This window comes from Moorena sp. SIO3B2 (genome assembly GCF_010692525.1).
GTDB classification, from domain to species: domain Bacteria; phylum Cyanobacteriota; class Cyanobacteriia; order Cyanobacteriales; family Coleofasciculaceae; genus Moorena; species Moorena producens.
Genome location: NZ_JAAHHE010000327.1, coordinates 1 through 6641 on the forward strand (window position 1 = coordinate 1; position 6641 = coordinate 6641).

Annotated in this window: 6 protein-coding genes; 4 read left to right on the forward strand and 2 right to left on the reverse strand. The window is 42.1% G+C overall.

From position 1 onward, the window contains the following. Positions 1–1108, reverse strand: a 1108-nt coding sequence (locus F6K38_RS32640) for a tetratricopeptide repeat protein (protein WP_287359230.1), incomplete at its 3' end; no start/stop codon positions are given. A gap of 490 nt (positions 1109–1598) precedes the next feature. Here F6K38_RS32640 and F6K38_RS32645 point away from each other — a divergent pair. The 3 genes from F6K38_RS32645 (at position 1599) to F6K38_RS32655 (ending at position 4779) form a co-directional block, all read left to right on the forward strand. Next, positions 1599–3191, forward strand: a complete 1593-nt coding sequence (locus tag F6K38_RS32645; RefSeq protein WP_287359232.1) for a hypothetical protein — start codon at positions 1599–1601, stop codon at positions 3189–3191. Positions 3192–3407: 216 nt separating this feature from the next. Further along, positions 3408–4556, forward strand: coding sequence for a DUF1822 family protein (locus F6K38_RS32650; protein WP_287359235.1), 1149 nt, complete (start codon positions 3408–3410; stop codon positions 4554–4556). A gap of 25 nt (positions 4557–4581) precedes the next feature. Continuing rightward, the gene (locus F6K38_RS32655; protein WP_008185263.1) at positions 4582–4779 is read left to right on the forward strand and encodes a hypothetical protein; all 198 of its coding nucleotides are present in this window, start codon (positions 4582–4584) and stop codon (positions 4777–4779) included. Here the strand turns inward: F6K38_RS32655 and F6K38_RS32660 are convergent. Then, positions 4746–4919, reverse strand: coding sequence for a hypothetical protein (locus tag F6K38_RS32660; protein WP_158026648.1), 174 nt, complete (start codon positions 4917–4919; stop codon positions 4746–4748). The two genes, F6K38_RS32655 and F6K38_RS32660, sit on opposite strands and share 34 nt — an antisense overlap. On the opposite strand from F6K38_RS32660, the gene F6K38_RS32665 reads away from it, so the two are divergent. Then, positions 4899–6641 (forward strand): CHAT domain-containing protein (locus F6K38_RS32665; protein WP_287359237.1); only part of this gene is annotated, 1743 nt, incomplete at its 3' end. The genes F6K38_RS32660 and F6K38_RS32665 overlap by 21 nt on opposite strands.

Consider the following 6641-nt stretch of genomic DNA (forward strand, 5'->3'; position numbering starts at 1 on the left):
TTTTTGCCTGTTCTAGTTGATTGTTTTCTAAGAAAGTAGCACCGAGATTATTCAGGGAGTAAGCTTCACCCTTGCGGTGTCCGATTTCCCTAGCAATAGCTATGGATTTTTGGTGGTAATCAATTGCTTTTTTGTACTTTCCCAGATTACCGTATGCAATACCGAGATTCTCTAGGGCGTGAGCTTCACCCTTGCGGTGTCGGATTTCCCTAAAAATCCCTAAGGATTGTCGGTGGTAATTAATCGCTTTTTTGTAGTCTCCCAGATTACCGTATGCAATACCCAGATTATCCAGGGAATAAGCTTCACCCCGGCGGTTTCGGATTTCCCGTTTAATAGCTAAGGATTTTTGCTGGTAATCAATCGCTTTTTCGTAGTCTCCCAGATGACGGTATGCATTAGCCAGATTACCCAGGGAGCCAGCTTCACCATCGCGGTTTCCGATTCCCCTAGCAATAGCTAAAGATTTTTGCTGGTAATCAATCGCTTTTTTGTAGTCTCCCAAACTCTCGTATGCATTCCCCAGATTACTCAGGGAGCGAGCTTCACCTTGGCGGTTTCGGATTTCCCTAAAAATGTCTAAAGATTGTCGGTGGTAATCAATGGCTTTTTTGTAGTTTCCCAGATTACCGTATGCAAACCCCAGATTAGTCAGGGAGCCAGCTTCACCCTCGCGGTCTGGGATTTGCCTAGCAATAGCTATCGATGGTAAGTAATTATTAATTGCTTGTTTGTACTCTCCCAGATTAGCGTATGCACGACCCATATTACCCAAGGAGTTAGCTTCACCCTGGCGGTGTCCGATTTGTTTATAAATCACCAATGCTTGCTGCCAAGACTTTAATGCTTTTCGGAACTCACTGTCACCAATGTGACGAAGTCCTTGCTTAAATAGTTTGTCCGCCTCTGCCTGCTTACTGTCTACTTCAACAAAGGCATCACCAGGGGCTAAACTCCCTTCTTGCTCTAGGCTAACAGTGCTTTGTGCCTGATCCAGTACTGGTAAATTCAGGAATCTAGCCAGAACAGGGAATTGCCCAGGGGTAAGGCAGAGAGTGAAAAGTCCCAAAAACAAGACCTGTTTAAGTTTAATAGGATGTGGTATCATAACCTATTTACCTAAATCTGAGACATTCCTCAGCCTAGGCAATTATTGGCAAGGGTAGGGTGCGTTAGGGGTGGGCTAACCCGGATGGATTTTCAAGCACTGAGCGCCTGGTTGAAATAGCCCACCCCGTAACGCACCACAGCAGAATTAGGGAGTCGGGAGCGGTGCGACCCGTGGCGAATTTAATTCGCCTACGGAAAGCGCACCGAGGGAGTAGGGAGTCGGGAATAAAATTTAGATGTACCTGACTATACAAGAAAACACTAATACTCCTCAGACCTACTTCCTACCCTTCACTTATACACTTCAAGCCCAATTTTTTCCACAAAATGCATAGGGTCGGATAGTTACCAGATAGGTAAGAGTAAGATTTGGTTCCCTTGTCGGCGGAGATTGCTAGGATGCATCTCACTTTGCTTTTTGACCCTGTGGTGCGTTACGGGGCCGACTATCCCAACCCTGGCGCTCGAGCCGAAAATTAGGGCAAGTGGTGCGTTACGGGGCCGACTATCCCAACCCTGGCTACGAGGCGAAAAATAACGGCAAGTCCGCCCCTAACGCACCCTACGCACCCTACGCACCTATTGCCTATTGCCTATTGCCTATTGCCTATTGCCTATTGCCTATTGCTACTCCCTACTCCCTCATGAAAACCAGCTTAGCCAAATACTGGACACTCAATTATATTAATCGTTTGGGTCAACATCAAACTAAACCCATAGAAAAGGCTAAGGAGTTTATCAGTGCCCAAGCTCTTACCTTGTCTACAGGTGAAGACACCATAGACCAAGCACTGATTAGCAGACTGTGGCAAAGTTATCATAGCCAAGACGAGGACCTTGAGCTCGCTGAGGTTTGTCTACGTTGTTTAGTTTCTCAGCAAATCAAGGAGGTTTGTTATCAGTTAGTAGAGCAATTTGGTCAGCAGCATAATTTTACCATGGATGACCTAATGCCATTAGTACTTGACCGTTATCATGAGGGCGATCAAGGCCATAAACTAGATGAAAATAAGTCTCTAATTACCTATACTTTAAAAACCTTTGACCCAGATAAAAGTAGCTTATTTGCCTGGACAAAGAGACTGGTTAAAACCAATAAGGAGGTAAAACGATTTTTACTATACTATGGAATTGAGCAGGTAACCGATTGGTTATTACTCAAACAAACCACTCCTGGTAAACTACACCGGATTATATCGGAGTTTCATCAGCTAACTGCTCAGGAAATTAACCACTATCGTGAGTTATTAGAAAGTTATCAAAGGATTTATGTAAGTCAACTGCAAGCAGAGCGTAATCAAATTAACCAACAACGACAACAACAAGGCTTAGGTAAACTCACAACTCCCTACCCAATTCCTACCAAAGAGCAATTACAGCTGATAGGTAAACTATCTCCAGAAGCAGTGCTTACTGAGTTACAAACCTTAGCTCAGCTAATTCGAGACTATAAACGGAATCATGGCCGGAATGTGCCCACTCAAGCTTTAGGAAAATTTGAGCATCAATTAGCAGCTGATGATACAAGTAATAATCAGGAAGAAAACGAAGTATTAGCTGCCTATGACCAATTACTACAGGATTGTTTAACTACCGCTATTCAAGACGTTATTCAAAACCGAGTTACTTATCTAAGTCGTCAACAAAAGCCAAAACATCAGCAATTTTTAGAAGCCCTAGATTTATTTCACTGTCACCATGTCACTATGACTAAGATTGCTGCCCAAATTGGCTTCACTGCTCAATATCAAGTCAGTCGCTTGCTAGACCTGAAAGCTTTTCGGGCTGATATTGCTAGACGCACTTCCGTAAGATTACATCACCAACTAGTGGAGTTAGGCCAAGCCTACGCTTCTGCACAAGAGGTTAAGGAATTAGACAAACGAATTAGTCAGTTTGTAGAGGAAGCAATTAACCAGATTATGACTGCAGCTAGGAAGGAGACTTTTGTTAAAAACCAATACAAACTCTCTAGTAATTTTTCTCGCACCTTATGTGAATTATTGAACAAGGGAGTGGGGAGTCGGGAATCGGGAATCGGGAATCGGGAGTCGGGAGAAGAAAAAGGGAGTAGGGAGTAGGGAGAAGAAAGTTAAATGGACGTCATATAGCCATTTGCAGATAAGTTAATTATGAAAATGAGACAAAAAAGATAAAGTCCACTTCTTAATTGGCAATAATAAATAACTTAGCTTGAATGCCAACTTTTATTCCCGACTCCCGACTCCCGACTCCCGATTCCCGATTCCCGATTCCCGATTCCCTACTCCCTACTCCCTATTATTACTCAACTAAAAATGCTAAATACATCTACAGAAATGATTTCATTCCCAGCATTAACGGAAACCCTAACGCTGGAATTAGAGCAACAACAAAAAGCCCTGGATATAGCTAACCAGATGGCGAAAAAATCCGAAATATTAGCTATCTATCTCCAAGAGTTAGCCTTACTAGTCTTTGAAGATTGGCTGGAAAAACGAGAGCCAAGTTTACGGGTAGAACGGGCAGCTAATGAGTTAGTAAACTCGGAATTATCTCAAGCTATTGCTAAAGTTATTAATGCTGTGTGTAATCTACGAGTAGGAGATTTTAAGATTTGCCTTATTCCTAGCTTGGGATTTAGTGACCCGTTGGTAAATCTGCCTCAAGGGATTGTTACTATTCCCCAATTTACTGCTCATTTTTATGTGGTGATTGCCATTGATGATGACTTAGGTATTGCTGGGATTAAAGGCGTAAATCGATACGACCAGCTAGTCAAAGATATTAGTAATCTAGCTGTTGGCTCTGATCATAATTACGAGCTCCCTTTATCTAGGTTTACTATGAGTGGAGACGACTTACTACTGGATTTACAATGTCTATCTCCTGAGGAAATTCCTTTACCAGAGATACCACAGCGCGAGCCTAATTATGTTAGAGACGTAATCGAAATCCTGAATCAACGAGCGATTAATGTGGGACAATGGTTATATAATCAAATTGATGACCTAGCTCAAGAGTTATCTTGGCAGCTATTACCAGCACCTTCCCCAGCATTGCGGTTTCGTCCTACCCCAGCCCAAGAATTAGCTGAGATTATAACTATTATTGATATCGAAATTCCTGCTGCCGCTGTCCGTAGTTATCGAGATTTTCAACTAGCTGGAATTCCACTGCGCCTTTATGCTGTAACTTGGCAATTCCCCCAGTCTGAACCAGAGGTAGATTGGACTATAGTGCTAATCCTGGGAGCTAGTCCAGGTAATACTCCACCTTCGGGAATAAAATTGCGTATTACTGATTTTACCATGGTCTTGGATCAGCAGGAGTTAACCACTAATGACGACTATTTATTTACTCAGTTTGTAGGGGATAATCATGAAAAGTTTCTAGCTACAATTACCACTGCTGACGAAACTGCACAAACCTCAATGTTGTTTGAATTTAAAGGGAGTAGGGAGTAGGGAGGTAAGCTATCAGCTATCAGCTATGAGTTATCAGCTATCAGCTATCAGCTATCAGCTATCAGCTATGAGTTATCAGCTATCAGCTATCAGCTATCAGCTATCAGTTATCAGCTATCAGCTATCAGCTATCAGCTATCAGCTATCAGCTATCAGCTATCAGCTATCAGCCATTGGCCGTAGGCCAAGCTACACCGAAAAGCTTTTGAATAAAATAAGCTGACGGCTGACCACTGACTGCTGACTGCTGACTGCTGACTGCTGACTGCTGACCGCTGACTGCTGACCACTGACCGCTGACCGCTGACCACTGACCGCTGACTGCTGACTACTATAAGTAACATGAAAAGTAAAATTTTTCACCTTAAAGTCATCAAAATCAAGTCAGGTTGTAACTTTGAGTTATCTTGGGAAAACGGTAAGACTATTGCTGCCATAGTAGATTATCCTCAAGACCTTGATCAAGGTTACCAAGACTGGAAATATGCTTACATTAATTGTTACAAAAATTTGCGAGGTAAAGTCCCAAAAAGTGGTAGACTTACAGTTAAGAAGGATCCAGCTGCCCTGTTGCGGGAAGCAGAAGCTAGGTTTTTATCAATATTTCATAGTTGGTTACGGGATGGAGAGTTATATGAAATTCGTGAGGAAATTGCTAAGGCAGCTACGGATTCGTCTATTAATCGTCGGTATTGGGTTGATATTCTCCTCACCTGTAATTGTCCTGAATTAACTCGCTTACCTTGGGAAGCTTGGGAAATTAGTACTACTACTAGGACGAATTTATCGGGATTCGGAACTATCCGGATTGCTCGGGTTTCTAATACTATCCATGCTGGGATTAGTCATGATAAAATTATTCCTTCAATCCGTCGCCGAGCCAGAGTTTTGGCTATCTTGGGTGATGAAAAAGGATTAGACTTTGAAGAAGACCGCAAGGCGTTAGCTCACCTGTCTAAGCTAGCTGACATAAAATTTATTGGTTGGCAACCAGGAAAAGACTCTACTAGTCTTAAGCAGGAAATTGTTAAGGAAATTGCTAATCCTAGGGGTTGGGATATTTTATTCTTTGCTGGACATAGTAATGAAACTGCCTGTACTGGTGGAGAATTACATATTGCTCCTGATGCTTCTCTAGGAATTAATGAGATTCAACAATCCCTCCAACAAGGGATAGCTAATGGCCTGAAGTTTGCTATTTTTAATTCTTGTGATGGTATCTCGATTGCGGAATCCCTAATTGCTTTAGGGTTACCTCAAGTGGCGGTGATGGCAGAACCTATTCACAATCAGGTGGCTCAAGTTTTTATTGTCCAGTTTCTCAACAGTTTGGCTGAGTATAAGGATGTCCATGAAGCCCTAAGGGATGCTTGTGCTTTTCTTAAAGACCAACAAAATCTTACCTATCCTTCTGCTTACTTAATCCCTACCTTATTTCGCCATCCCCAATCAGTACTGTTTCGCTTGGAACCATTCGGTTTAGGGCACAGTCTCAGAAATTGGTTGCCCACTAAGAAGGAAGCCCTGTGGTTATCGGCATGGTTAACCGTTAGTTTAATCCCGGATTGTCAGGATTTACTGTTAGAATCTCGTCTATTGTTACAGGCTGGTTACCGTCAGGTTACTCAGCAGGTGGAGTGGCAAGCTAATCCTTCTCCAGTTAAGTCTCCAGTTCGGTTAGTTCAAATTGATAACAAGTCTCTTGAACAGGACAAGGTTAAATTGGTTGATGGCAGGTATATGGATTATGGTTACTTAGCAAGTATTTTAGATAAATTAGTTACCAGTAATGCTAGCATAATTGGATTTGATTATATCTTAGATCAAGACCAACAACAGCCCGATAATAGTAAACAGTTACAGCAATCAGTTAATGAAGCGATTAAAAATAATACCTGGTTAGTTTGGGCAGCAATTGAAGCTGATCATCCTGCTGATTATCAGGGAGTGAGTGATAAAATCGCTAACCTCAATCAAACCATGGAGGGAGATATTACAACCTATGATTGGTATGTGGAGTTACCTAGCAATAATTGTGATAAACGTTGTCCGTTTAGCTATTTACTAGTTCTTTCCTATTGTTTA

What these genes read in the sequence shown, in the direction of transcription:
- F6K38_RS32655 (WP_008185263.1), top strand. Translation starts at nt 4,582, where the DNA reads ATGAGTTATCAGCTATCAGCTATCAGCTATCAGCTATCAGCTATGAGT.
- F6K38_RS32650 (WP_287359235.1), top strand. Translation starts at nt 3,408, where the DNA reads ATGCTAAATACATCTACAGAAATGATTTCATTCCCAGCATTAACGGAA.